This is a genomic window from Kitasatospora cathayae (assembly GCF_027627435.1).
Classification (GTDB): domain Bacteria; phylum Actinomycetota; class Actinomycetes; order Streptomycetales; family Streptomycetaceae; genus Kitasatospora; species Kitasatospora cathayae.
In genome coordinates, this window is sequence record NZ_CP115450.1 from 6,028,231 (window position 1) to 6,053,974 (window position 25,744).

Annotated in this window: 18 protein-coding genes; 10 read left to right on the forward strand and 8 right to left on the reverse strand. The window is 71.3% G+C overall.

Annotated elements, in window-relative coordinates:
* Position 1: 1 nt before the first annotated feature.
* Positions 2-967, reverse strand: a complete 966-nt coding sequence (locus O1G21_RS27000) for a phosphatase PAP2 family protein (protein ID WP_270147274.1) — start codon at positions 965-967, stop codon at positions 2-4.
* Positions 968-1,284: 317 nt separating this feature from the next.
* Between O1G21_RS27000 and pulA the strand changes: the two genes are divergently transcribed.
* The 3 genes from pulA to O1G21_RS27015 all read left to right on the forward strand — a co-directional run bounded on the left by pulA (position 1,285) and on the right by O1G21_RS27015 (position 11,762).
* Positions 1,285-6,852: a pullulanase-type alpha-1,6-glucosidase gene (gene pulA, locus O1G21_RS27005; RefSeq protein WP_405000713.1), complete on the forward strand. Its 5,568-nt coding sequence runs from the start codon at positions 1,285-1,287 to the stop codon at positions 6,850-6,852.
* Positions 6,853-7,424: 572 nt separating this feature from the next.
* Positions 7,425-9,755, forward strand: coding sequence for a M4 family metallopeptidase (locus O1G21_RS27010; protein ID WP_270147277.1), 2,331 nt, complete (start codon positions 7,425-7,427; stop codon positions 9,753-9,755).
* A gap of 270 nt (positions 9,756-10,025) precedes the next feature.
* The gene (locus tag O1G21_RS27015) at positions 10,026-11,762 is read left to right on the forward strand and encodes a carbohydrate-binding module family 20 domain-containing protein (protein WP_270147278.1); all 1,737 of its coding nucleotides are present in this window, start codon (positions 10,026-10,028) and stop codon (positions 11,760-11,762) included.
* 114 nt (positions 11,763-11,876) lie between these two features.
* Here the strand turns inward: O1G21_RS27015 and O1G21_RS27020 are convergent, their stop codons facing one another.
* Entirely contained in the window at positions 11,877-12,629 is a 753-nt protein-coding gene (locus O1G21_RS27020; RefSeq protein WP_270147280.1) for an SDR family oxidoreductase, read from the reverse strand.
* A gap of 432 nt (positions 12,630-13,061) precedes the next feature.
* On the opposite strand from O1G21_RS27020, the gene O1G21_RS27025 reads away from it, so the two are divergent.
* Complete coding sequence (locus O1G21_RS27025) at positions 13,062-14,123, forward strand: alpha/beta hydrolase (protein WP_270147281.1); 1,062 nt, start codon at positions 13,062-13,064, stop codon at positions 14,121-14,123.
* A 206-nt stretch (positions 14,124-14,329) separates the two neighbouring features.
* Positions 14,330-15,124 (forward strand): hemerythrin domain-containing protein, encoded by a 795-nt coding sequence (locus tag O1G21_RS27030; protein WP_270147283.1) that lies wholly within the window; start codon positions 14,330-14,332, stop codon positions 15,122-15,124.
* 122 nt (positions 15,125-15,246) lie between these two features.
* Here the strand turns inward: O1G21_RS27030 and O1G21_RS27035 are convergent, their stop codons facing one another.
* Positions 15,247-15,888, reverse strand: a complete 642-nt coding sequence (locus tag O1G21_RS27035) for a DUF6891 domain-containing protein (protein WP_270147286.1) — start codon at positions 15,886-15,888, stop codon at positions 15,247-15,249.
* 69 nt (positions 15,889-15,957) lie between these two features.
* Between O1G21_RS27035 and O1G21_RS27040 the strand changes: the two genes are divergently transcribed.
* Positions 15,958-16,920, forward strand: coding sequence for a DUF1152 domain-containing protein (locus tag O1G21_RS27040; RefSeq protein ID WP_270147288.1), 963 nt, complete (start codon positions 15,958-15,960; stop codon positions 16,918-16,920).
* Positions 16,921-16,962: 42 nt separating this feature from the next.
* Here O1G21_RS27040 and O1G21_RS27045 read toward each other — a convergent pair whose 3' ends face one another.
* From O1G21_RS27045 to O1G21_RS27055, 3 genes are all read right to left on the reverse strand, one after another.
* Positions 16,963-17,508 carry a DUF1707 and FHA domain-containing protein gene (locus O1G21_RS27045; RefSeq protein WP_270147289.1) on the reverse strand — a complete coding sequence of 182 codons (546 nt, stop codon included), beginning with the start codon at positions 17,506-17,508 and terminating at the stop codon, positions 16,963-16,965.
* Between the two features lie 137 nt (positions 17,509-17,645).
* Positions 17,646-18,194, reverse strand: coding sequence for a DUF1697 domain-containing protein (locus O1G21_RS27050; protein ID WP_270147291.1), 549 nt, complete (start codon positions 18,192-18,194; stop codon positions 17,646-17,648).
* A 139-nt stretch (positions 18,195-18,333) separates the two neighbouring features.
* Complete coding sequence (locus O1G21_RS27055; RefSeq protein WP_270147293.1) at positions 18,334-18,690, reverse strand: arsenate reductase family protein; 357 nt, start codon at positions 18,688-18,690, stop codon at positions 18,334-18,336.
* Positions 18,691-18,798: 108 nt separating this feature from the next.
* On the opposite strand from O1G21_RS27055, the gene O1G21_RS27060 reads away from it, so the two are divergent.
* Together O1G21_RS27060 and O1G21_RS27065 are read left to right on the forward strand one after the other, a co-directional pair.
* On the forward strand, positions 18,799-20,016 hold the full coding sequence (locus O1G21_RS27060) for a cytochrome P450 (protein WP_270147295.1): 1,218 nt from the start codon (positions 18,799-18,801) through the stop codon (positions 20,014-20,016).
* Positions 20,017-20,285: 269 nt separating this feature from the next.
* On the forward strand, positions 20,286-20,876 hold the full coding sequence (locus tag O1G21_RS27065; protein WP_270147297.1) for a TetR/AcrR family transcriptional regulator: 591 nt from the start codon (positions 20,286-20,288) through the stop codon (positions 20,874-20,876).
* A 55-nt stretch (positions 20,877-20,931) separates the two neighbouring features.
* On the opposite strand, the gene O1G21_RS27070 is transcribed toward O1G21_RS27065, so the two are convergent.
* On the reverse strand, positions 20,932-21,684 hold the full coding sequence (locus O1G21_RS27070) for a LuxR C-terminal-related transcriptional regulator (RefSeq protein WP_270147300.1): 753 nt from the start codon (positions 21,682-21,684) through the stop codon (positions 20,932-20,934).
* A gap of 282 nt (positions 21,685-21,966) precedes the next feature.
* Here O1G21_RS27070 and O1G21_RS27075 point away from each other — a divergent pair, with 282 nt between their 5' ends.
* Positions 21,967-23,136, forward strand: coding sequence for an acyltransferase family protein (locus O1G21_RS27075; RefSeq protein ID WP_270147302.1), 1,170 nt, complete (start codon positions 21,967-21,969; stop codon positions 23,134-23,136).
* 113 nt (positions 23,137-23,249) lie between these two features.
* Positions 23,250-24,065 carry an aldo/keto reductase gene (locus O1G21_RS27080; RefSeq protein WP_270151287.1) on the forward strand — a complete coding sequence of 272 codons (816 nt, stop codon included), beginning with the start codon at positions 23,250-23,252 and terminating at the stop codon, positions 24,063-24,065.
* An 89-nt stretch (positions 24,066-24,154) separates the two neighbouring features.
* On the opposite strand, the gene O1G21_RS27085 is transcribed toward O1G21_RS27080, so the two are convergent.
* Complete coding sequence (locus tag O1G21_RS27085) at positions 24,155-25,597, reverse strand: DHA2 family efflux MFS transporter permease subunit (RefSeq protein ID WP_270147303.1); 1,443 nt, start codon at positions 25,595-25,597, stop codon at positions 24,155-24,157.
* Between the last annotated feature and the right edge of the window lie 147 nt (positions 25,598-25,744).

The window sequence follows — 25,744 nt, forward strand, 5'->3', positions numbered from 1 at the left end:
GTCAGCGCCGGGCGCTGCTGACCGTCGGCTCGCTCCACTGCTCGGGGACGGTGACCGGCTCCTCGGCCGACTCCCGGGCCGGCACCTGCGGCAGCTTGTAGACCCACTCGTGGTAGAGCCAGCGGGCGGTCAGGAAGCCCACCATGAGGCAGATCGCTCCGCCGACGGCGTCCATCCAGAAGTGGTTGGCGGTCGAGATGATGACCGTCAGGGTGGCCAGCGGGTACATCAGCCCGAGCACCCGGACCCAGGCCCGGCGGGCCAGGAAGAAGATCGCCAGACCGCACCACGTCGACCAGCCGATGTGCATCGAGGGCATGGCCGCGTACAGGTTGGAGACGTGCGCGGCGGGCCCCGAGGCGAACGAGCCCCAGGTGTGGTGGGTCTGGACGGTGTCGATGAAGCCGCCATCGGTCATCAGCCGGGGCGGGGCCAGCGGGAAGAAGTAGAAGCCGACCAGGGCGATCCCGGTGGTGACGAACAGCACCGTGCGGGCCGCGACGTAGCGGCCGGGGTGGCTGCGGTAGAGCCAGACCAGCACGCCGATGGTGATGATGAAGTGCAGCGTCGCGTAGTAGTAGTTCATCCCGGTGATGAGCCACCCGACGCTGTCCATGGCGTGGTTGACGGAGCGCTCGACGGCGATGCCGAGGTGGTGCTCCAGGTCCCAGATCCAGCGCGCGTTCCGCTGCGCCACCGCCTCCTGCTCGGGGACGGCGTTGCGCACGATCGAGTAGAGCCAGTAGCTGATGCCGATCAGGGCCAGCTCGAACCAGATCCGCGGTCGGGCCGGTGAGCGGCGCTGGTCGCGCACCCGGGTGCGCAGGACGGCGGTGCGGGACCGGGCGGCACGGGTGGCTCCTTCGGGCTGCCGGGGCACGGTGGCTCCGGCTGCCTCGGAACCGCCACCGCGGGCCGCGTCGGCGCGTCCGGCGTCGCCTCGCTGGATCTCGGTCGGTTCCCCCATGGACGAGAAGTCTGCCAGACCACTCGTAGCCGTCTGCTCATCCTCCGGAAGTGGATTCTTCACCGGCTGTCCCCCTCCAGGGGTAGGGGGCGGATCCCACCGGGGTAGGGGGTGCGGTCGGGTCTGGTGCTTACCGGTGGGGCGGACATACGTCCCATTGTCACGCCGCACGCCGTTGGGTCGTAACCGGGGTGGGCGGATGGGCCACCGGCCTGGATTTTCCCGGCACGAAACGGTTTCTGCATCTTGCTGAAACATATTGCAGGCCGCTAGCTTCCTGGGAAATCGATCGCCCCTTCCCCTAAGGGAGCCCCTCAGTGGCCGATACGCCGCTCCGCCCCCGATCTCGCTGCGGTCCCCGCCGCAGACCCGGCCGCACGGCCGTGCTGCTGGCCGCCGCGCTGACCGCCGCCACCCTCGGCAGCGCCCCCGCGGCCCTCGCCGCCGCCCCGCCGGCCCCGCCCTCCGACGCCGCGCTGGCGGCCACCGCCGGGCGGCACGACCTCACCCGCGAGCAGTTCTACTTCGTCCTGCCCGACCGCTTCGCCAACGGCGACACCGCCAACGACACGGGGGCCAAACTCCCGGATGGCAGTACGGGCGGGCGGCTGGACAACGGCTTCGACCCGAGCGACAAGGGCTTCTACCACGGCGGCGACCTGGCCGGCCTGATCCAGAAGCTCGACTACATCCAGGACCTCGGCACCACCGCGATCTGGATGGCCCCGATCTTCAAGAACAAGCCGGTGCAGGGCAGCGGCGCCGACGCCTCGGCCGGCTACCACGGGTACTGGATCACCGACTTCACCCAGGTCGACCCGCACTTCGGCACCAACGAGCAGCTCAAGGAGCTGATAGCCAAGGCGCACGCGCGCGGCATCAAGGTCTTCTTCGACGTCATCACCAACCACACCGCCGACGTCGTCGACGACGCCGAGCAGCAGCACGGCTACCGCTCGACCGGCGCGTACCCGACGCTCGACGCCGACGGCCGCCCGGTCGACGAGACCGCGATCGCCGACAGCGGCGCCCCCTGGCCGAAGATCACCAAGGACTCCTTCCCCTACACCCCGGTCTTCCGCACCCCGGCCGACGCCAAGGCCAAGAGCCCGTCCTGGCTCAACGACCCGGCGCTGTACCACAACCGGGGCGACTCGACCTTCGTCGGCGAGTCCGCCACCGAGGGCGACTTCAACGGCCTGGACGACCTCGACACCCAGAACCCCCGGGTGGTCAAGGGCTTCGAGCAGGTCTACCAGCAGTGGGTCAAGGACGCCGGGGTGGACGGCTTCCGGATCGACACCGTCAAGCACGTGAACATGGCCTTCTGGCAGCAGTGGGCCCCCGCGCTCAAGGACTTCGCCGCCAAGCAGGGCAACAAGAGGTTCTTCATGTTCGGCGAGGTCTACTCCGGCGACCCGGCCGTCACCTCGCCCTACGTCACCAAGGGCAAGCTCCAGGCCACGCTGGACTTCCCGTTCCAGGGCGCGGCCCGCTCCTACGTCTCCCAGGGCGGCTCGGCGAAAACCCTCGCCGACGTCTACGGCCAGGACTACCGCTACACCAGCGCCGACACCGACGCGTACGAGCTGCCGACCTTCCTCGGCAACCACGACATGGGCCGCTTCGGCTCCTTCCTGCTCGCCGACAACCCGGGCGCCGACGACGCCACCCTGCTGAAGAAGGACCGGCTCGGCACCGAGCTGCAGTTCCTCACCCGCGGCCAGCCCGTCGTCTACTACGGCGACGAGCAGGGCTTCACCGGCGCGGGCGGCGACAAGGACGCCCGGCAGGACATGTCCGCCTCCAGGACGGCCTCCTACAACAGCGACCGGGTGCTCGGCGGCCCCTCCGGACCGGCCGACCGGTACGGGCAGGGCGGCGAGCTCTACCAGGGCATCGCGGGCCTGGCCAAGCTGCGCCGCGACAACCCGGCGCTGGCCGACGGCGCGCAGATCGAGCGCTACGCCGCCGACGGCGCGGGCGTGTACGCCTTCTCCCGGATCGACGCCGGGCAGCAGGTCGAGTACCTGGTGGCGGTCAACAACGCCACCGAGGCGAAGACCGTCACCCTGGACACCTACTCGGCGGGGATGGGCTTCGACCGGATCTACCCGTCGTCGGGGGAGCGGATCACCAGCGGCGGCGACCGCAAGGTGACCGTCACCGTGCCGGCGCTGTCCTCCGTCGTCTTCAGGGCGGGGGCCCGGTTGGCGCCCGTCGCCGCCGCGCCCCAGCTCTCGGTGCGCCCGCCCGCGGACGGCTCCACCGGGCTGGTGACGGTCGGCGCCACGGCGGACGGCGGCTTCGACCGGGTGAGCTTCGCCGCCCAGATCGGCACCGGGCCCTGGCAGACGCTGGGCACCGCCGACACCGGCAAGTACGCGGTGACGCAGGACCTGAGTGCGGTCGCCCCCGGCACGGTGGTGCGCTACAAGGCCGTCGTGCAGGACTCCAGCGGCCACCTGCGCTCCGCCACCGCGAGCTTCACCACCGGCACCCCCGCGCCCAAGCCGGTGCCCACCGCCAGCGCCCGCCCGTACGCCGTCGTCCACTACAACCGGCCGGACGGCGACTACGACGGCTGGAACCTCTACGCCTGGGGCGACCTCGCCGACGGCGAGGGCACCCAGTGGCCCGCCGGGCACCCCTTCACCGGGCGGGACGCGTACGGCGCCTTCGCGTACGTGCGGCTCAAGCCCGGGGCCTCGGACGTCGGCTTCATCGTGGAGAAGAACGGCGTCAAGGACGTGGACACCGACCGGCACCTCGACGCCGGTACCACCGGCGAGGTGTGGCTGAAGCAGGGCGACCCGGCCGTCCGCACCGCCAACCCCGGGCCCGCGAACAGCCAGCCCGCCGACACCGCCGTCATCCACTACAACCGGGCCGACGGCAACTACGACGGCTGGGGCCTGCACGACTGGACCGGCGCCGCCAACCCCACCGACTGGGGCAAGCCGCTGATGCCGGTGCGCCGCGACGCCTTCGGCGCCGTCTTCGAGGTGCCGCTCGCCCCCGGGGCGACCAGCCTCAGTTACATCCTGCACAACGGCAACGACAAGGACCTGCCCGCCGACCAGTCGCTGGACTTCGCCGTCAACGGCAAGGAGGTGTGGATCCTCGGCGGCCGCGAGGGCTACCTGCTGCCGCAGAACCCCGCCGCCTCCTCGCAGTTGGATCTCTCCGGCGCCAAGGCCCAGTGGATCGACGCGAAGACCGTCGTCGTCCCGGCGAACTACGGCGCCACCGATGCCGCGCTGGCCGGCGGCACCAGCGCCCAGCTGGTCTACGACCCCGAGGGCGGCATCCGCGCCGACAAGGGCGTGCTGACCAAGCCCGGCCAGTGGATCCGGCTCACCCCCGTCACGGGCGGGCTCACCGACGCCCAGAAGGCCAAGTACCCGCACCTGGCGGGCTACCGGGCCTTCACCGTGGACGCCCGGGACACCGCGCGCGTCCCGGCGGCGCTGCGCAGCCAGCTGCTGTTCACCGAACACCTGCCCAGCGGCGCCGCGTTGGCCGCCACCGGGGTGCAGATCCCGGGCGTGCTGGACGACTTGTACGCCGGCCGTACCGGCAAGGTGGACTTCGGTCCGGCCTACTACGACGGCAAGGTCGCGCTCTCGCTCTGGGCACCGACCGCGCAGCAGGTGTCCGTCCAGGTCTTCGACAGCGCCACCGGGGGGACCCCGAGGACGCTGCCGCTGAAGCTGGACGACGAGACCGGAGTGTGGGAACTCGTACGGGACAAGCGGGAGTTGGACGGAAAGTACTACCTGTACCAGGTGAAGGTCTGGGCGCCCTCGGTGCAGCAGCTGGTGGTCAACACCGTCACCGACCCGTACTCGGTGGCGCTGTCCACCGACTCCCGGCGCAGCCTGGTCGCCGACCTGGACGCCAAGGAGCTCAAGCCCGCCGGCTGGGACGACCAGCCCCGCCCGGCGGCCGTCCCGCCCGGGAAGGAGCAGATCCAGGAACTGCACGTCCGGGACTTCTCGGTGGAGGACACCACCGTCCCGGCCGCCGAGCGCGGCACCTACCTGGCGTTCACCGAGTCCGATTCGGCCGGGATGCGGCACCTGCGGGACCTCGCCAAGGCCGGGGTGACCACCGTCCACCTGCTGCCGACCTTCGACATCGCCACCATCCACGAGAACCGGGCGGACCAGAAGCTGCCGCCCTGCGACCTCAAGTCCCTCGCCCCGAATAGCCCCAAGCAGCAGGAGTGCGTGGCGGCCGTCGCCGCCGACGACGCGTACAACTGGGGCTACGACCCGCTGCACTACAACGTGCCCGAGGGCTCCTACGCCGCTGCCACCGACCTTGGGGGCACCTCCCGGCCGGAGGCTGGGGGAGGGACGGCCCGCACCGTGCAGTTCCGGCGGATGGTCCAGGCGATGCACGCCGCCGGGCTGCGGGTGGTGCTGGACGTGGTCTACAACCACACCGCCGCCAGCGGCCAGGCCGAACACTCGGTGCTGGACCGGGTGGTGCCCGGCTACTACCAGCGGCTCGACGCCAACGGCAAGGTGACGACTGACAGTTGCTGCGCCGACACCGCGCCCGAGCACGCCATGATGAACCGGCTGGTGGTCGACTCGGTGTCGCTGTGGGCCCGGGAGTACCAGGTCGACGGCTTCCGCTTCGACCTGATGGGCCTGGACCCGAAGTCCACCATGCTGGACGTGCAGGCCGCGCTGCGGAAGATGACGCCGGACTCCGACGGGGTGGACGGCAGGAACGTCTTCCTCTACGGCGAGGGCTGGAACTTCGGCACCGTCGCGAACAACGCCCGGTTCGAGCAGGCCACCCAGGCCAACATGGCCGGCACCGGCATCGCCACCTTCGACGACCGGCTCCGCGACGCCGCCCGCGGCGGCAACTTCATGCTGAGCTCCGCACCCCAGCAGGGCTTCGCCTCCGGGCTGTACACCGACCCCAACGGCTCGGCGGCGAACGGCGGTCCGCAGGAGCAGAAGGCCCGGCTGCTGCACCAGATGGACCAGCTGAAGGTCGGGCTGACCGGGAACCTGGCCGGCTACTCCTTCACCGACAGCTCGGGGAAGACCGTCACCGGCGCCCAGGTCGACTACAACGGCGCCCCGACCGGGTACGCCGCCAAGCCGGGGGAGGCGGTGGAGTACGTGGACGCCCACGACAACACCGACCTGTTCGACGCGCTCGCGTACAAGCTTCCGACCACCACCGCGCCCGCCGACCGGGCCCGGATGCAGGCGCTCGGACTGTCGCTGACCGCGCTCACCCAGGGCGCTGGCTTCGCCCAGGCCGGCAGTGACCTGCTGCGCTCCAAGTCGCTCGACTCCAACTCCTACGACTCGGGGGACTGGTTCAACGCGATCCACTGGCCCAATCCATCGACGGGGGCCGAGGACGGCAACGGCTGGGGCCGCGGCCTGCCGATGGCCAAGGACAACCAGGAACTCTGGCCGACCGCCGAATCCCTGCTGGCCGACCCGAAGTTGACCATGGGCGCGGCCGACATCCGGGCGACCACCGCGCAGTTCCAGGACTTCCTGCGGATCAAGCAGTCCTCGCCGCTGTTCTCGCTGCCCACCCTGGCCGACGTCCAGCAGCGGCTGTCGTACCCGCTCTCCGGCACGCCCGGTGAGACGCCCGGGGTGATCACCCTGCACCTGGACGGCACCGGGCTGGCCGGGGCGGAGAAGGGCATCACCGTGGTCTTCAACGCCACGCCCACCGCGCAGACCCAGACCCTGCCGGCCCTGAAGGGGACGAGCCAGGCGCTGCACCCGGTCCAGGCGGGCGGGGTGGACCAGGTGGTGAAGCAGTCCGGCTTCGACGCCGCGACCGGCACCTTCACCGTGCCGGGCCGTACCGTGGCGGTGTTCGTCCAGGGCTGATTCCGTCGGCCTTCGACTCCCGGGCCCCGTACCGCTGTCGCAGCGGTACGGGGCCCGGTTCCGTTCCGGCCGGGGATTGGCCGGAAACCGGTGGTGGCACGGCCGGAAGTGTGACGTGCCGACCCGGCGCGACGCTGTCGGCCACCCGGCGGGGTGGGTGGCGGCCCTGATGGCTGGTCAGTCACCTCCGGTGGTGATCGAACCTTACCGGTGGCATGAAAACCGTGTTCAAGACTTGGTCATGCCGTCACACAACCGACTACCCGTGGTGCATGCGGTTTCGGTAATGAATCGGCCAATCAGTGGCATGCATCTGTCATTAGCGGCGCGTTTGCTGCCACGATTCCTCCGGCTGCAGACGAGGGGGCCCCACCTCCCGGTGCAGCTGCTCCGGTTCAGGTGCAGCGCGTCCCGACCTGCAACGAATCCCTGCACGACTTGTGAGCACCGCAACCGCACCCCCGTCGCACCCGCCGGGGGCCCCCACTGCGCCGCAACCCCGCGGCCCAGGTTCGCTCCACCGTGCGCGCCGAGTCGATCCCCTCGGCGGGCCGGTCGGAAAAGGAGTCCGCATGTCACGTCACGCTCACGTCCGGAAGGCGGCAGTCGTCATGGCCGCCACCACCGCGCTGCTGGTCACCGGCATACCGGTGATCGCCCAGGCGGCCCCGGACGCGCCGGCCGCCGTCGTCTCCCAGCAGGTCAGCCGGGCCGCGCTGATCGCCTCGGCGAACCAGCAGGCCGCCTCCCTCGCCCAGGCGCTCGGCCTGGACGGCAAGGAGCAGCTGGTCACCAAGGACGTCGTCCAGGACGTCAACGGTGGTCGCCACCTGCGCTACGAGCGCACCTACGCCGGACTCCCGGTCCTCGGTGGCGACCTGATCGTCCACCAGGACTCCGCCGGCGCCACCAAGAGCGTGACCAAGGCGAGCGAGGCCAACCTCGCGGGCGTGGACACCACCCCCGCCCTGGCCGCGCCGAAGGCGCAGGAGGCCGCGCTCGCCGCCGAGCAGGGCTCCGTCGAGGGCGCGCCCCGGCTGGTCGTCTGGGCCGCCGACGGCACCCCGAAGCTCGCCTGGGAGACCGTGGTCAACGGCCGCGAGTCCGACGGCACCCCGAGCAAGCTGCACGTCGTCACCGACGCCAAGACCGGTGTCGTGCTCAGCAAGGCCGACGGCATCAAGCGCGGCAGCGGCAACGGTGTGTTCGTCGGCCAGGTGCCGCTGACCACCACCCAGAGCGGCTCGACCTACTCGCTGAAGGACGCCACCCGCGGCGGCCAGTACACCACCGACATGAACAACGGCACCTCCGGCAACGGCACGCTGTTCAGCAAGTCGAGCGACACCTGGGGCAACGGCCTGGCCAGCAACCGCGAGTCGGCCGCCGTGGACGCCCAGTACGGCGCCGCCGCCACCTGGGACTTCTACAAGAACACCTTCGGCCGCAGCGGCATCAAGAACGACGGCGTCGGCGCCATGAGCCGGGTCCACTACGACACCGGCTACGTCAACGCGTTCTGGGACGACGGCTGCTTCTGCATGACGTACGGCGACGGCTCAGGCGACACCCACCCACTCACCGAACTCGACGTCTCCGGCCACGAGATGACCCACGGCGTCACCTCCGCCACCGCCAACCTGAACTACTCGGGCGAGTCCGGCGGCCTCAACGAGGCCACCTCCGACATCATGGGCACGATGGTCGAGTTCTACGCCAACCTGCCCAAGGACGTGCCGGACTACCTGATCGGCGAGCTGATCGACATCAACGGCAACGGCACGCCGCTGCGCTACATGGACAAGCCTTCCAAGGACGGCTCCTCGGCCGACTCCTGGTACTCGGGCGTCGGCAACCTGGACGTCCACTACTCGTCCGGTGTCGCCAACCACTTCTTCTACCTGCTGGCCGAGGGCAGCGGGGCCAAGGTGATCAACGGCGTCAGCTACAACAGCCCGACGGTCAACAACATCACCGTCACCGGCATCGGCCGGGACAAGGCGGCGCAGGTCTGGTACAAGGCGCTGACCGCCTACATGACCTCCACCACCGACTACGCCGCCGCCCGCACCGCGACCCTGAACGCGGCCACCGACCTGTACGGCGCCAACAGCGCCGAGTACAACGCGGTCGCCACCGCCTGGGCCGCCGTCAACGTCGGCTCGCTGCCCAACCCGGGCGGGGTCACCGTGACCAACCCGGGCAACCAGTCCACCGCGGTGGGCGGCTCGGTCAACCTGCAGATCAAGGCCTCGGGCGGAACGGCCCCGCTGTCGTACAGCGCGACCGGTCTGCCGGCCGGTCTGGTCATCAACGCCGGCACCGGCGTGATCACCGGCTCCCCGACCGCCGCGGGCACCTCCAACGTGACGGTCACGGTGAAGGACTCGGCCGGCAAGTCCGGCACCACCAGCTTCACCTGGACGGTCACCACCGGTGGTGGCGGTTCCTGCACCCCGGCCCAGCTGCTCGGCAACCCGGGCTTCGAGACGGGCTCGGCGGCGCCGTGGACGGCGTCGAGCGGTGTGATCGACAACGGCTCCTCCGAGCCGGCCCACGGCGGCAGCTGGAAGGCGTACCTGGACGGCTACGGCAGCAGCCACACCGACACGCTGTCCCAGTCGGTGACGATCCCGGCGGGCTGCAAGGCGACGCTGAGCTTCTGGCTGCACATCGACACCGCGGAGTCGGGCTCGACGGCGTACGACAAGCTGACCGTCTCGGTGAACGGCACCACGCTGAAGACCTACTCCAACGTGGACGCCGCGGCCGGCTACCAGCAGCGCACCTTCGACCTCTCGGCCTACGCGGGCCAGACGGTCACCCTGAAGTTCACCGGCGTCGAGGACTCCTCGCTGCAGACGAGCTTCGTGATCGACGACACCTCGATCCAGACCGGCTGAGGTCGCACCGGCTCCTGAGGGACCGGTGAACCAGGACGGGTGAGGGGCCCGGCGGCTACGGCCGCCGGGCCCTTGCCATGCTCCTCGGTGCGGGTGTGGCAGACGCGGGGGTGTGGCGGACGCGGATGTTGCCGAAACGTTCAGTCAGGACCCTTGACGGCCCCTTCGGACCGCCCTAGGTTCAGCGCTGCAAGTTTCCGGCAAGTTACAGAAACTTCCTGCAGGCTTCACCCCGGCTGCCCCCACCCCCAGCCACCCCCAGGAGACAACGTGGTCACCACCGCCCCCACCCGCCGGCCTGCCCGCGCGGCCGGCGCGCTCGCCGCCTCGGCGGCGCTCGCGCTCTCGCTCACCGGGAGCCTCGGCGCCCCCGCCGCCCAGGCCACCCCGCCCGCGAACAACGGCAAGGACGTCACCGCCACCCTCTTCGAGTGGCGCTTCGACTCGGTCGCCCAGGCCTGCACCACGACCCTCGGCCCGAAGGGCTACGGCTTCGTCGAGGTCTCGCCGCCCCAGGAACACATCCAGGGCCCGCAGTGGTGGACCTCGTACCAGCCGGTCAGCTACCAGATCGCCGGGCGGCTCGGCGACCGCGCCTCCTTCAAGAACATGGTCGACACCTGCCACGCGGCCGGGGTCAAGGTGATCGCCGACGCGGTCGTCAACCACATGACGGCCGGCTCCGGGACCGGCACCGGCGGCACGGTGTACACCAAGTACAACTACCCCGGCACCTACCAGGACCAGGACTTCCACACCTGCCGCCAGCCGATCACCGACTACCAGGACCGCACCAACGTCCAGGAGTGCGAACTGGTCAACCTCGCCGACCTGGACACCGGCAGCGCCTCCGTCCAGACCACCATCGCCCACTACCTGGACGACCTCGGCTCGCTCGGCGTCGACGGCTACCGGATCGACGCCGCCAAGCACATCGCCGCCACCGAGCTCGCCGCCATCAAGGCCAAGATGGCCAACCCCAACGCCTACTGGGTGCAGGAGGTCATCTACGGCGCCGGCGAACCCATCCAGCCCTCCGAGTACACCGGCAACGGCGACGTCGACGAGTTCCGGGTCGGCACCGACCTCAAGCGCATCTTCACCAGCGACAAGCTCGCCAGCCTCAGCACCTGGGGCGCCTCCTGGGGCTACCTGCCGAGCAACCAGGCGCGCAGCTTCATCGACAACTGGGACACCGAGCGCAACGGCTCCACCCTCAACTACACCTACGGCAACACCTACACGCTGGCCAACGTCTTCCTGCTGGCCTCGACCTACGGCTCGCCCAACATCTACTCCGGCTACAGCTTCACCAACAAGGACGACGGCCCGCCGAACGGCGGCACCGTCAACGCCTGCTACCAGGACGGCTGGAACTGCACCCACGCCTGGCGGCAGATCGCCAACATGGTCGGCTTCCGCAACGCCGTGGCCGGCACCGGGGTGACGAACTGGTGGTCCAACGGCAACAACGCGATCGCCTTCGGCCGCGGCGACCGGGGCTACGTCGCGATCAACCACGAGAGCGGCGCGATCACCCAGACCTTCCAGACCGGGCTGCCGGCCGGGACGTACTGCGACGTCCAGCACGGCGACCCGCAGCCGGGCGGCGGCTGCACCGGCCCGACGTACCAGGTCGGCGCCAACGGGCAGTTCACCGCGACGGTCGGGGCGGGCGACGCGGTCGCGCTGTACGTCCAGCCCGGCACGACCGTCTCCGGCGCCTCGTTCAACGTCAACGCGACCACCACGTACGGGCAGAACGTCTACGTGGTCGGCGACGTCCCGGCGCTCGGCGGCTGGGACCCGGCCAAGGCGCTGCCGCTGTCCTCGGCCGGCTACCCGGTCTGGTCGCTCGCGCTCTCGCTGCCGGGCGGCACGTCCTTCCAGTACAAGTACGTCATCAAGGACGGGAGCGGGGCGGTGACCTGGGAGTCCGGCGCCAACCGGACGGCCACCGCGCCGGCCTCGGGGAACGTCACGCTGAACGACAGCTGGCGGTCGTAGGTCCTGACGGCTCGGGACCCCCGTCAGCCGTGGGCTGACGGGGCCCCGTGCGGGTGGCCGCGCTGCGGTACCGGTACTCCCACGACGAGTGAGCCTTCTTCGAGTGAGCCTTCTTCAGCCCCGTCCGATGTACGGCATGGCCGTCGCCATCACGGTGGCGAACTGCACGTTGGCCTCCAGCGGCAGCGCGGCCATGTGCCGGACGGTGCGTGCCACGTCCGCCACGTCCATGGTCGGCTCGGGCGCGATCCGGCCGTCCGCCTGCCGCACCCCCGCGCCCATCGCGGTCGTCATGTCGGTCGCCGCGTTGCCGATGTCGATCTGCCCGCAGGCGATCCGGTACGGGCGCCCGTCCAGCGACAGCGACCTGGTCAGACCGGTGACCGCGTGCTTGGTCGCGGTGTAGGCGATCGAGTGCGGGCGCGGGACGTGCGCGGAGATCGAACCGTTGTTGATGATCCGGCCGCCCTGCGGGTCCTGGGCCTTCATCTGCCGGAAGGCGGCCCGGGCGCAGAGGAAGGCGCCGGTCAGGTTGAGGTCGACCACCGCCCGCCAGTCCTCGACCGCCAGCTCCTCCACCGGGACGGCCGGGCCGAAGGTGCCGGCGTTGTTGAACAGCAGGTCCACCCGGCCGTGGCGCTCGGCGGCGGTCGCGAACAGCGCGTCCACCGCGGCCGGGTCGGTGACGTCCGTCGGTACCACCTCGGCGGGCAGCGTACCCGCGGGGAACGCGTCCGCCGTCCCGCGCAGCTGCTCGGCCCGGCGCCCGGCCAGCACCAGCCGCCAGCCGGCCGCGGCCAGCTCGACCGCGACGGCCCGGCCGACGCCGCTGCCGGCTCCGGTGACGACGGCGACCTGCTCGATCATGGCGCTCTCCGCGGTCTCTCGATCCGGTGGCTCGATACCGGTACGGTCACGCTCTGCCCGGCCGGGCGTCGGGGCGTGCTGAGGAGATCGTTCCGGATGTGCGGGCCGCCGTCACTGGTCAAAGCACCCAAAATCCGGACGGTCGGGCAGGCCGACTGCTGTCGCCCCCGCCGTCCGGCCCCCGCCGACCGACGGGAGCGGTGCAGGGCTTTACCTGATCACGAACAAACATTGGATTTCCGGTGGCCGCCTCGCAACCGGGCGACCCCGGCCCACGTCATAAGATCGCAGGAAGGTGCGCCCCCGCGAGGGACGGCGCACCACCGCTCCGGGGACCGCACAGCGCAGCGCCCCCGGGCCTGTCCGGCCCCACCGGGGGGCCGCCGCCCGGTCAGACGGACCGGGCGCGACATCGGTCGGAGAGTCCTCACCGTGCTTAGGCAGTCGTCCCGTTCCCGTGCCGTCCTGACCGGCGCCGCCGTCCTCACCCTGGCCGCCACGCTCGCGGCCTGCGGGGGGTCCGACGGCGGGAAGGGCAACACCTCCTCGGCCGACGGCACCCCGGCGGCGACCGCCGACACGGGCACCCCGGGCACCGCGGGCACCACGGCCGCGGGCACGCCCGCCGGAGAGCAGCCCACCCCGGCCAACGGGAAGGTGCTGATGCCGACCGGCCCGGCCGCCAACCTCACCAAGGTCCGGGACACCGGCGCCGGTCCGATCATGATGACCAAGGTGACCGGCGCGAAGTCCGGCGTCACCGGCCAGGTCTGGGTCTGGCTGCCGCCCGAGTACAACGACCCCAAGTTCGCCAAGACCGGCTTCCCGGTGCTCACCCTGTACGCGGGCGGCCAGAGCAACGGCTACAACACCTGGACCGACAACCAGCTGCCGATCCAGGAGGAGGACGAGCAGCTGGTGAAGCAGGGCAAGGCCCATCCGTTCATCATGATCATGCCGGTGCAGAACTTCAACAGCGACGAGAAGAACGCGCTGGACTGCTCCGACATCCCGGGCCAGCCGAAGATGGGCACCTGGATGGCCGAGGACATCCCGGCCTGGGTCCGCGCCAACTTCCGCACCCTGCAGGGCCGCGACAGCTGGGGCATCATGGGCGCCTCCACCGGCGGCTTCTGCAGCGCCAAGCTCGCCCTGCAGTACCCGAACGTCTACAAGGCCGCGGTGCCGATCGACGGCTACTTCATCCCGGACTCCGGGCTGTGGAAGGGCCACGACGCCGAGAAGGCGGCCAACAACCCCAACCTGCTGATCACCCAGGGCAAGGCCGACGTGAAGATGTACGTCACCGCGGGCGGTGCCAACGGCTACGAGAAGGAAGTGGTCAAGAGCTGGGTGGCCAAGGCCGTCCCGCCGCTGACCATCCAGTACTACGAGCAGCCCGGCGGCAAGCACCTGACCTCGGACTTCAAGAAGATGATCCCGGACACCCTGCAGTGGCTCACCGCCAACCTGGCGGGCCCGGCCTCGGACTGAGCCGGAAGGCACTTTTCGGTGGGAGGGATCCTCTCCCCGGCGGGCGGGATCCTCACCCGGCGGGGAGGGCCCCTCGCCCGTGCGCAGGCCCGTGACCTGCGCGTCAATCGGACATTGATTCGCTTCTGATCGACTGCGAGCACCTTGGATGGGGCGGTCCTCACCGGCCGCCCCCGTCCGCCTCGCCACGTCGTGAAGAGAGTGCCATGCCGATCCACCTGCTGCCCCAGCCCGCCCCCTCCGTCCCCGCGCAGGCAGGGCCCGGGGTCGACTCCCGGGGCGCGGACGCGTACGGGCCGGTCGCGGACGAGGAGCCGTTCACCGTCCGGTTCGCCGGACTGCGGCTGGTGCACGCCGCACTGCGCCGGGACCTCGCCCGGCTGCCCAACGCGTTGCGGCTGCTCCAGCCCGACGAGGAGGACAAGGGCGAGGCGCTGCTGCGGCACTGGACCTTCATGACCGCCATGCTGACCTGCCACCACGAGCAGCAGGACACCCGGATCTGGCCGATCGTGCGGCGCTTCGCGCCCGAGCTGCGACTGCTGCTCAACTGGCTGGAGGCCGACCACCACAACCTCGACCACTCGTTCACCCGGGTCACCACGCTGGTCCGGATCGCCAGCCGGGACACCGGCAGCGCCTGGCCGGTCGCGTACGCGATGGAGGACCTGGCGGCCCGGCTGGAGACCCACCTGCGGATCGAGGAGCGGCAGCTGCTGCCCCGGATGGAGCGGGTGGTCACCGACACCTCCCGGCTCGGCGGCCTCGGCGAACTGCTCGACCTGCTGCGCTCGGCGGACGGCCCGGGCACGGCGGACGCGCTGGCCTGGCTGCTGGACGGGGTCGAGCCGGCGCTGGTCGAGCGGCTGCTCGCCGAGTGCGACGACGACGTGGCCCGCAACTGGCCGCACTGGCAGGCGACCTACCAGCGCTGCACCGCGCCGCTGTGGGGCCCGGTGGGCGGCGCGGCCGACGGCAGCCTGGAGAGCCTCCTCGACTGAGCGCCGGGCCTTTTCGCGGGGCCATCGATCTACGCGTGGCACGTGCCATTGGCATGTGCCGCTCTGAGCCGCACTGCTGAGTCGTGCTGCTGAGCTGTGCCGCTGACCGTGCCGTACCGGCGCTACTCCGGCAGCCGGTTGAGCCACTCCAGCGGATCGACCCGGATCGCCGTCCGGGGCGACCCGTCCCACTCCACCGGAAGGCCGACCGCCTCCAGCGCGGCCACCACGATCCGGCCGACCTCCGCCGTCCGCTGCCCCGCCGCCGACTCCGACTCCTCGCCCGACTCTTCGCCCGAAGCCGCGCTCGGCTCTCCGTCCGCCTCTTCCGCGGTGCGGAACGCGCCGTAGCGCAGCATCAGTCCGCGCCCGGCCGCGGCCGCCTCGGTGTCCTGCTGGTGGAAGAAGACGAAGCCCCGCGAGTCCTGGTCCGCCTCGCCGCCGATCTCCGCGTAACCGCAGCCGGCGCAGCAGGTGAAGTCCATCGCCGCGACGATGCCCTGATCCTCCAACAGGTCGAAGGCGGCCACCAGCCGGTCCACGTCCGTGGTCTCCGGCCAGTCGGCCTGCTCGGCCAGCCGCTCGGCCCACAGCGGAGCGACGATCCGCTCCGCCTCCTCCTGCGTCAGCCCCTGGTCGTCGAGGACCTCGACCAGGGACTCGGCTATCTCGTCCGGCTCCTGGAAGCCGCACCGGATCAACTCGCGTGCCCGCTCCTGGGCTTCGAGCAGCACGTCGGGGGTGAGCGCCGTGTCCTGGGTCATGCCCGGATCCTCTCACCCTGCACTGACGATTCCGGCCCACGGGCCCCACCGGTGCGCTACCGTCCGCCGGTGACCTCACTGCTGCAACCTCCGCTGATCACCCGGCTGCTGGCCGCCGAGCGCATCCTGGTCGCCGGAGCCGGCGGCGGGTTCGACGTGTACGCCGGACTGCCGATCGCGCTCGCCCTGCGCGCCGCGGGCAAGGAGGTGCACCTGGCCAACCTCTCCTTCACCCACCTGTACGGCCTGCCCGGCGAGGTCTGGCTGGAGCCCGACGTGGCCAGGATCGGGCCGGACACCGCGGCCCCCGAGGGCTACTTCCCCGAACGCACCCTGGCCCGCTGGCTGCGGCTGCACGGGATGCCCGATACCGTGTGGGCCTTCCCGACGGTGGGCGTCCGACTGCTGCGCGAGGCCTACCGCAGACTCGTCGCCCACCTGGGCGTGGACGCGGTCCTGCTGGTGGACGGCGGCACCGACATCCTGATGCGCGGGGACGAGGCCGGGCTCGGCACCCCCGAGGAGGACATGGCCAGCCTGGCCGCCGTGGCGGGCCTCACCGAGGTGCCCGAACGGCTGGTCGCCTGCCTGGGCTTCGGCGTCGACGCCCACCACGGCGTCAACCACGCCCTGGTGCTGGAGAACCTCGCCGCGATCGACCGGGCCGGCGGCTACCTCGGCGCCTTCTCCATCCCGCGCGGCAGCCGGGAGGGCGCGCTCTACCTGGACGCCGTCGAGCACGCCAGGGCCGCCTTCCCGCAGCACCCCAGCATCGTCAACGGCTCGGTGGCGGCGGCGCTGCGCGGCGAGTTCGGCGACGTGCGGTTCACCGAGCGGACCAAGGACGGCGAGCTCTTCGTCAATCCACTGATGACGCTCTACTTCGGCGTCACGGTCGAGGCGCTGGCCGCCGAGAACCGCTACCTGGACCGGCTGGAGCAAACGGTGCTGACCCGGCAGATCAGCACCGTGATCGAGGAGTTCCGGGACGAACTGCCCCGGCAGCGCCCGCCCCGGCAGTTCCCGCACTGACCGGGCCGGGGGCCGGACGCCGCGAGCCGGGAGCCCGGCGGGTCAGTGCGGGGCGAGCCGGAACTCCAGGTTGCCGAACCGTACCTGGTCCCCCGGCCGCACCGGCATCCCGCCCGCGATCCGCCGCCCGTTCACATGGGTGCCGTTGGTCGACCCGAGGTCGTACAGCACCCAGCCGCCGTTCTCGTGCCGCAGCTCGGCGTGGTGCCGGGAGACCGAGGCGTCGTGCAGCCGCAGCCCCGAGCCCGGGATCCGTCCTATCGTCAACAGCGCCACCCCGGCCTGCGGCAGGCTCAGACCCGGCAGCCGCTCGCTGCGCCAGGCCCGGTTCAGCCGGTCGCCGAAGGCGGACACCCGGCCGACCGTCCGCAGCACCAACCGCTCGACCGGCCCGCCGGTGGGCAGCCCGGCCACCGCCGCGTCCAACTCGCCGCGGCTGGTGGCCTGCAGGACGATGTCCATCCGACCGAGGAAGGTGTCGTGCGACAGCCGACCGCTGCCCGCGCCGTCCCGGAGCACGCCGAGCGCCTGGTCCCGTTCGGCGTCGGAGGGCCGGACGGCGCCGCTGGGGAGCTCAGGCTGCGTCATGGCCCGATTGTCGGATCGACCGGCTCCGACTGTCCAGATCACGCCGGGTGCAGGCGCGCGGTTCGTACATCACTGAGCCACAGACGCCCGCTCCACCCGCGCGGTTCCCATGGGGTTCCGAAGAGCCGGACGGCCCGTCAGGACTTCCGGGCGGCCGCCAGGATCCTCTCCGTGGTGTGCAGGAACCGGGAGGTCACCGCGCCCCGGTACTGCTTGCCGAACATCTCCTTGGTGACCCACTTGCCGTCCTGGAGGTGGACCACGACGTACGCGGCCCCCGGGTCGGCGCCGAGCACCTCGACGTCGCCCTTCACCGAGCGGTGCGGGAGGGCGAGTTCGGCCGGCAGCGGTTCGGACAGGAAGGCGATCACCAGCCGGACGTCCGGCGTCACCTCGACGCCCCGGAACGGCTCGGCGGCGAGCAGGCCGGCCACCTCGTCGACCGTCCGCAGCAGCACCGGCACCGGGTAGCCGAGCGAGCGCTCCAGGTGCTCCTCGATCCGCGCGGTCAGTGCGGCGCGGTCCGGCTCGTCCGTGCTGAAGAAGACGTTCCCGCTCTGGATGTACGAGCGGACGTTCCCCAGCCCGAGCTCGGCGAAGAGCGCCCGCAGCCGCTCCATCCTCACCGTCCGGCCCCCGACGTTGATGGCCCGCAGGAACGCGATGTACGTGGTCGTGGTGGTCACCCCGCCAGTCTGGCACCGGCCACCGACAAGGCCCGCCCGCACACTGGAGGGGGACGCCCTGTGGGTCCTCAACTGGCACCCGGGCCGGCCGGTGGAGAAGATCCAGCTCCACTGACCGGCCGTACCCGCCCTTCCGGCCTTACGGCAGAACGGACTTGAGCGCCTCGGGGGTCCGGGCCACGACGGCGTGCCCGTCGTCCGCGGTGATGATCGGGCGCTGGATCAGCACGGGGTGCTCGGCCATCGCCGCGATCCAGCGCGCCCGCTCGCCCGCCTCCCGGGGCCACTGCTTCATCCCCAGGTCCTTCGCGACCTGCTCGTCGGTGCGGGTGATGTCCCACGGCTCCAGGCCCAGCCGCTCCAGCACCTGCTCCAGCTCGGCCGCGGTCGGCGTGTCCTCCAGGTAGCGCCGTACGGTGTACTCCACCCCGGCCGCGTCCAGCTCGGTGAGCGCGGTCCGGCACTTGCTGCAGCGCGGGTTGATCCAGATCTCCATGCCCGCCAGCCTATCCGGGCGCCCGGTCGAACCCCCGGTAGCGGGAACTCCGCCGGGTCCGCCGGTGGTTCACGAACCAGGAGCCGGAACGTCGGAGGGGAGCACCGCATGGACGGCGCTGCGATCATCGAGCAACTGATGACCACGGAGGTCAGGACCGACCCGTACCCGCTCTACGCCAGGGCGCACGAGCTCGGCCCGGTGGTCCCGGCGGGGGACGGGATGTTCGTGGTGAGCGGCTACGCGGCGGTCAACAAGGTGCTGCGCACGTCCGCCTTCGGTGTCGCGACCGCCGACATGATGGCCGGCCTCGCCCCGGAGTTCACCGAGCACTCCTCGCTCGCCCTGTTCGGCCGCTCGATCCTCCAGCGCAACGCGCCCGACCAGCCGCGGGTCCGCTCGCTGATCGCCTCGGTGTTCACCGCCCGCCGGGTGGCCGCGCTGCGCCCGGCCGTGGAGGCGGCGGTCGGCCGGCTGCTGGACGGGATGGCCGAGCAGGGGGCCGACGGCTCCCCGGTGGACTTCATGGACGCCTTCGCCTTTCGGCTGCCGGTCGGGGTGATCTGCGAACTGCTCGGCGTCCCCGAGCGGGACCGCTACCGCTTCCGCGGCCTCGCCTCCGATCTGACCGTCGCCCTGGAGATCATCCAGGACCTCGACGACCTGGACGAGGCCGACCGGGCCGCCGACGAGCTCTCCGGGTACTTCGCCGAGCTGGTCGCCGAGCGGCTGGCCCGCCCGCAGGACGACCTGGTCAGCGACCTCGCCCGGATCGCCGCCGCGGACGGCGGGCGGCTCTCCGCGGAGGAGCTGCTGGCCAACCTGGTGCTGCTGCTGGTGGCCGGCTTCGAGACCACCACCAACCTGCTCGGCAACGGGCTGGCCCTGCTGTTCCGCCACCCCGAGGTGGCCGCCGGGCTGCGCAGCGGCGCGGTCACCCCGGCCGGGTTCACCGAGGAGGTGCTGCGCTTCGACTCCCCGGTCCAGGCCACCGCGCGGGTCGCCCTGGAGGACGGCCTGTCGATCGAGGGCCTGCCCGTCCCGGCCGACAGCGGGGTGACCCTGCTGATCGGCGCCGCCAACCACGACCCGGCCCGGTACGACCGCCCCGGGGTGTTCGACCCGACCCGCACCGACAGCCAGCCGCTCAGCTTCGGCGGCGGCCAGCACTTCTGCCTGGGCTCCCAGCTGGCCCGGCTGGAGGGCGAGGTCGCGATGCCCGCGCTGCTCGACCGGTTCCCCCGGCTCGCCCCGGGCGGCGTCCCGACCCGGCGCGACCGCCTGGTGCTGCGCGGCTTCGAGACCCTGCCGGTGACCGTTCGCTGACCCAGGCCGCCCCTGCGCCTCCGGGGCCGCCGTCGGCCCGGCCGCCCCCGGCCCCGGAGGCGGGACGTTGGCCCGTTCACGGCCCGGCCCGTTCGTGGGGGGCATGGATGGACGGGTGGTCTCCTTCCCGGCCCAGGACGTCCACCGGTACGCCGGCCTGCTCGCCGACGACCTCACCGTCCTCGCCCTCATCGCCGAGAGATTCCGGCCGGGGCAAGCTTAGGTATGCTAGGCGCTTGCTTGATCAGTCAAGGTTTGGGGCAGGGATCATGGGTGCGCATGCTGGGTTGACGGTCGAGCGGATCACTCAGGCCGCAGCCGCTCTCGCGGACGAGGTCGGGATCGAGAAGGTCACGATCTCCGCGCTGGCACGGTCGTTCGGAGTGAAGGACGCCAGCTTCTACTCGCACGTGAAGGGTCTGCGGGAGATTCGGATCCGGGTCGCGATCCTGGCCTCGGAGGAGATGAACGAGTGCATCGGCAGCGCGATCGCCGGCCGCTCCGGGGGTGAGGCGCTGACGGCGTTCGCCGACGCCTACCGGCACTACGCGCTGCGCCACCCGGGCCGGTACGCGGCGACGCAACTGCGCCTGGACCCGTCCGAGTTCGCGGGGACCGAGGTGTTCGCGCGGAGCGTGGAGCTGACCTACGCGGTGATGCGCTACTACGAGCTGGACGAGCCCGACCTGACGGACGCGGCGCGGCTCCTGCGCAGCACCTTCCACGGTTTCATCAGCATCGAGGCCGCGGGCGGGTTCAACCACCCGCGCGGGGTCGAGGGGTCCTGGCACCGGATCGTCTCGAGCCTGCACCAGCTGCTGGAGCAGTGGCCGCGGACGGCGGACACCGAGAAGGCGTGACCGGTCGGCGGGCCGGCCGCGCCCCGACGGCTGCGGCGCCGGGGGGCGAGCCCGGTCACCCGAGGCCGGCCCCCGCACCGGTCGCCGCGGCGCCGATGCCCGACTCGTAGGCGAGGATGACGGCGTCGACGCGGTTGCGCAGGGCGAGCTTGTGGCAGATCCGGTTGAAGTGGGACTTCACCGTCCCCTCGGTGAGGGTGAGGGCGTGTGAGATCTGCTGATTGGTCAGCCCCTGGGCGATGAGGTCGAAGACCTGCCGTTCCCGCGGCGTGAGTTGGGAGATGTCGGCCTGCGGCGGGGTCGGGACGGGCCGGTAGGTGCGACGCAGCGCGGTGAGCAGCTGGTCGACGGTACGGGTGCCGATCACGGCGTCGCCCTGGGCGATTCCCCGTACGGCGCTGAGGAGTTGACCGGGACTCTGGTGCTTCGGCAGGAAGGCGCGCGCGCCGGCGCGGGCCGCGTTGAGGGTCCAGCCGTCGGTGAGGCCGTGGTCGGGGACGAGGAGCGCGACGGCGGTGCCGCGCGGGGAGCTGCCGGCGAGGTGGTGGACGGTGTCGAGGACGTCCGGGCCGGGGAGGGCGGCGTCCAGCAGGACGACGTCCGGTCGGTGGCGGTGGGCGAGCCCGAGGAGGGTGTGGCCGTCGGCCGCCTCGCCGAGGACGCGGAACGCGGGGTCCCCGTCGAGGACCGCGCGGATGCCGCGGCGGATCAAGGGATGTTCGTCGCCGAGCAGGAGCGTGCTGGTGCCGGGCGGGGTGAGCCGCTCCCGGGCCGACCGCGCGCACCCGCGCCCGTCCGCGTTCCGCACGCCACTCCTGCTGTCCCGCATGGTGCTCCCGCTCGTCGTGGCCGTGGTCGGACGGGGCCGGTGGGTCGGCTGTCCGGCTGACGGCATGGCATTCCCGGGGCCAGCGTAGGCGCGCGTTCTGGAGCGGTGATGGTGCCGGGCTGAAGTGGCGCGGCCGCTGGTCGGGGCGCTGGTCTACAACCAGGGTTGGAGGCCTCGGTGCCACCTGTGGTTGGCATACAGGGGGTGGCCCGGTTGGGTACGTTCGCCGCGACCTTGAGGATCTCTGTGTGAGGAGACGTTGTGGCCTCGAATGTGTCCCTGCCGCCCGCCGCGTCGCGTTTACCATCGCTGGCCGGCATGCGTTTCATCTGCGCGATCGCCGTCTTCAGTGCGCACGCCTATGTCTCGCTGTCGTTCAACGGTGACTGGACCGGCACCAACACCACGGTCCTGATGATCGTGGGGCGTTCGGCGCTGAGCTTCTTCTTCGTGCTGAGCGGGTTCGTGATGGCCTGGTCGGCGCGCCCGGGTGACACGGCCAGAGCGTTCTGGCGTCGGCGTGCCGCGAGGATCTATCCCACGCACGTGCTCACCTGGGTCGCCGCCGTCGTGCTGATGCTGACCGTGACCGGCGGCACGGTCACCCTGGGGAACGCGGTCTCGAACCTGCTGCTCGTGCACACCTGGCAGGCGTCGTTCATGGCCAACAACAGCCTGAACGTGGTGTCCTGGTCGCTGTCCTGCGAGGCGTTCTTCTACTTCTGCTTCCCGTTGCTGCACCGCTACCTGAAGCGGGTGCCGGCGAAGCAGCTGCTGTGGTGGCTGGGCGGGACCGTGCTGGCGGTGATCGCGGTGCCGCTGGTGACCTCGACCGTGTTCGCGTCGCAGCCGAAGTTCCCGCCCTTCGACGTGACGTACGACCAGTACTGGTTCGTGTACCTCTTCCCGATCACCCGGCTGCTGGAGTTCGTCCTCGGGATCCTGCTGGCGCGGGGCGTGCTGACGGGTCGTTTCCTCAAGGTGCGGTTCAGCCACGCGGTCCTGGCCTTCGCGGTGGCCTATCCGCTGGCCATGCAGGTGCCGTACCTGTACTCGATCACGGCGATGTCGATCGTGCCGGTGCTGATGGCGGTGCTGGCGGGCGCTGGTGCGGACATCCGGGGTTCGCTGTCAGTGGCGCGCAATCCGGTCATGGTGTGGCTGGGGGATGTCACCTTCGCCTTCTACCTGGTGCACTTCATGGTGCTGGAGTACATGTATCGGCTGATCAACGACGGGCATCCGGCCTCGCGGGCCGAGCGGGTCGGTTCGGCGGCCCTGCTGTTCGTCGTGTCGTTCGTGATCGCGGCGGCGGTGCACACGTTCTTCGAGGATCCGCTGTCCCGCCGCTGGGGTTCCCGCCGCCTGCGGGCGGAGCAGGTGTCGCCCGCAGCCCCGCAGCGCGCCGACGGGGAGCCCGTGGCGCGGTGATTTTCCGAGCCGGCGCCGGGCCGGCCGTGTTCCTACCAGATGTGAGGAGTTGACCAGTCGTGAGTGCCGTGAGTGGTCCGTCCGTAAGCGGTCGGGCGGCGTCCGGGCGGTCGGTGCACGGGGTTCCGTCGGTGACGCTGAACAACGGTGTGACGATGCCTCAGATCGGCTTCGGGGTATGGAAGATACCGGACGAGGAGACTCCCGCCGCGGTGGCGACGGCCGTGGAGGCGGGGTACCGGAAGTTCGACACGGCGTCGGAGTACTACAACGAGGCGGGGACGGGCCGGGGGATCGCCGAGTCGGGGCTCGCGCGTGAGGAGGTGTTCGTCACGACGAAGGTCTGGAACGCCGATCACGGGTACGACTCGACGCTGCGCGCGTTCGACAGGTCGCTGGAGCGGCTCGGGCTGGACTTCGTGGACCTGTACCTGATCCACTGGCCGGTGCCGGCCAAGGACCTCTACGTCGACACCTACCGGGCGCTGGAGAGGATCCACGCGGACGGGCGGGCCCGGGCGATCGGGGTGTCGAACTTCCTGCGGGAGCATCTGGACCGGCTCGCCGAGGAGTGCGGCGTGGTTCCGGCCGTCAACCAGATCGAGTTGCACCCCCGGCACCAGCGGGCCGAGGCGCGGGCCCTGCACGCCGAGCGCGGCATCGTCACCGAGGCCTGGTCGCCGCTGGGCAGCGGGCACGGGATCATGGATCACCCGGACATCGCGGCGGTCGCCCGCAAGCACGGCAGGAGCGCGGCGCAGGTGTGCCTGCGCTGGAGCCTGCAGCTGGGCAACGTGGTGGTGCCCAAGTCCGCCCACCCGGAGCGGATCGCGCAGAACATCGAGGTCTTCGACTTCGCCCTCGACGAGGACGACATGGCCGTGCTCGCGGCGGTCGAGGAGGCCAAGCCCTGGGGCACGCCCAAGTGAACCGGTGAGCGAACGCGGACACCCCGCCGGACGTGGTTCCGGCGGGGTGTCCGCACGTGCTGCTCGCGGGGGCGCCACGAGTGGTCGGATCAGGCCCGCTTGGCCGGGCCGGAGGGCAGCAGCGCCGTGGGCAGGGCGGTCAGGACCACGAATCCCAGGGCCGCCCAGAACACGGTGTGGAAGGCCGGGATCACGCTGGCGCCGTCGGCGAGCGAGTGCTGCAGCAGCAGGGCGATGACCGTGGTGCCGATGGCCGCGCCGAGCTGCTGGGAGACGGCGTTGACGGTGGTGGCGGCGGCTACGCTGGTCGGCGGGATCGAGTGGTAGAGGGTCACCATGACGGGCGAGGCGGCCAGCGCCAGGCCGATGCCCTGGACGAACAGCGCGGCGAGCAGCACGACACCGGGGTCGGCGCTGTCGGCCAGGCCGAACGCGGTGAGGCCGATGGCGACCAGCAGCAGGCCGACGAGGACCAGCGCGCGCGGGTTGCTCTTGGTGTCGATGACCTTTCCGACCAGGAGGACGGCGACGGCCGCGCCGACGCCCTGCGCGATCATGATGGTGCCCGCGGCGAGCGGGCTCTTGCCACCGGCCTGCTGGAAGAACATGGGCACCAGGACGACGGCTCCGTAGAGGCCGAAGTTGTTGAGCAACGCGACGGTGGTGGAGGCGGTGAAGTTGCGGTCGCGGAACAGGCTGAAGTCCACGATCGCGGACTCCCGGTTGCGGCGGGCCAGCACGCCGTGCACGACCAGGAGCAGGAGCGCCGCCAGCAGCGGGAAGAGGACCTGGGAGTCGCCGAAGGAACGGCCCTCACCCAGCCGGCTGAAGCCGTAGATCCCGGCGGTCAGGCCGGCGCTGATGGTGAGCAGGCCGGTGATGTCCAGCCGCCCCGGCGCCTGTCCCTTGACGTTGGGGATGAGCATCGGGGACAGGATGGTCACGGCCAGGCAGACCGGCACGTTCAGGTAGAAGACCCAGCGCCAGGACAGGTCCTGGACGACGGCGCCGCCGATCACCGGCCCGGCGATGGGGGCGACCAGGATGGGGATGGCGATCAGGGACATCATCCGTCCCATCCGCTGGGGCCCGGCCAGCTGGACGACCAGGATGCGCATCAGGGGGAACAGCATGCCGGCCCCGAGGCCCTGGACCGCCCGGAACACGATGAGGGCGCCCAGCGACCAGGACAGGCCGCACAGGACCGAGCCGGCCAGGAAGAGGGCCAGGGAGGCGGTCCAGCACGCCGTGGCGCCGAATCGCTGGGCCGCCCAGCCGGTGACCGGGATGACCGCGGACATCGCCAGCAGGTAGGCGGTGGAGACCCACTGCACGTCTGCCAGGCTCGCGTTGAAGTGCTCCGTGAACGAGTGCAGCGCCACGCCCACGATCGTGGTGTCCATGAGGGCGACGAACGCGCCGAGGGCGAGCACGAGTGCCGCGCGGATCAGCGGGCCGCCGAGGGCCTGCGGCGGGGCGGGCGCCGCCGGCGGCTCGCTCTCCGTCTTGGTGGTGGTGACCTCTTCAGCCATCAGGGTGCCTTTCGTGTGTCGCGCTGCCTGTGCGATGGGCGTGGGCGGGTGGCCTGTTCGGCTTCGATTCCCGGGCATCGTCGGTGATCTGAGCGGTCGTCAAGCCGCAGACGACCCGTTCCGTCACCGCCCGGTCGTCTCGCCGAC

Coding starts and splice junctions, on each gene's coding strand:
- O1G21_RS27000 (WP_270147274.1), bottom strand. CDS start 967: ATGGGGGAACCGACCGAGATCCAGCGAGGCGACGCCGGACGCGCCGAC.
- O1G21_RS27010 (WP_270147277.1), top strand. CDS start 7,425: ATGTCACGTCACGCTCACGTCCGGAAGGCGGCAGTCGTCATGGCCGCC.
- O1G21_RS27020 (WP_270147280.1), bottom strand. CDS start 12,629: ATGATCGAGCAGGTCGCCGTCGTCACCGGAGCCGGCAGCGGCGTCGGC.
- O1G21_RS27030 (WP_270147283.1), top strand. CDS start 14,330: ATGCCGATCCACCTGCTGCCCCAGCCCGCCCCCTCCGTCCCCGCGCAG.
- O1G21_RS27035 (WP_270147286.1), bottom strand. CDS start 15,888: ATGACCCAGGACACGGCGCTCACCCCCGACGTGCTGCTCGAAGCCCAG.
- O1G21_RS27045 (WP_270147289.1), bottom strand. CDS start 17,508: ATGACGCAGCCTGAGCTCCCCAGCGGCGCCGTCCGGCCCTCCGACGCC.
- O1G21_RS27055 (WP_270147293.1), bottom strand. CDS start 18,690: ATGGAGATCTGGATCAACCCGCGCTGCAGCAAGTGCCGGACCGCGCTC.
- O1G21_RS27060 (WP_270147295.1), top strand. CDS start 18,799: ATGGACGGCGCTGCGATCATCGAGCAACTGATGACCACGGAGGTCAGG.
- O1G21_RS27065 (WP_270147297.1), top strand. CDS start 20,286: ATGGGTGCGCATGCTGGGTTGACGGTCGAGCGGATCACTCAGGCCGCA.
- O1G21_RS27085 (WP_270147303.1), bottom strand. CDS start 25,597: ATGGCTGAAGAGGTCACCACCACCAAGACGGAGAGCGAGCCGCCGGCG.